This is a genomic window from Mesorhizobium sp. M2E.F.Ca.ET.209.01.1.1, from assembly GCF_004010375.2.
Lineage (GTDB): Bacteria > Pseudomonadota > Alphaproteobacteria > Rhizobiales > Rhizobiaceae > Mesorhizobium.
Window position 1 is genome coordinate 1 of the sequence record NZ_SADP02000121.1, and the last position, 530, is coordinate 530.

The following is a 530-nucleotide window of genomic DNA, read 5'->3' on the forward strand; positions in this document are numbered from 1 at the left end:
GAACGGGCGACTGTCGGTTTGACGTCGCATTTCCCCCACGAGTTGTGCGACGGCAAACAGACATTCGCCCGTTCCTGCTACGTTCGTACTCCTTTCGTTTCTGGCTGCCATCACTGGCCGCTCTGTTGGCCCGATTAGGTAGTTGCGCGCGCTATATCCCCCGCGCAAACTTCTGCCACGAAGCATGTCATCAGGCAGCCCAATGATCCCAAATGTTCTCGGTTGGAACATGCGCGGCCGAACCCTGGAAAGTCGGCTGGCTGAAACGGGGTCTGTGGGACCGGGCTTCGATGAAGTTCGGTTGGCTGCGGCGACCACGGTGCTTCTGCATCATGCCCACGGTTCAATCTACGATGCGAAGGCAGATCCCCTCTTCGCCTTCAGCGGGGGATTTCTGCATTTCGGCCTTCTCGCGGTTCTTGTTTTCTTTGCAATCAGCGGCTTTCTGGTGGCCCCAGGCCTGGTCAAGTCGGGCAAGGTAACCGACTATGCGATAAGCCGGGTGCTCAGGATTTTTCCAGCCCTCATTG

Annotated in this window: 1 pseudogene; it reads left to right on the top strand. The window is 57.7% G+C overall.

The features are described from left to right. Positions 1 to 202 precede the first annotated feature (202 nt). A pseudogene (locus EN852_RS34885) lies at positions 203 to 530 on the top strand (hypothetical protein); the annotation flags it as partial.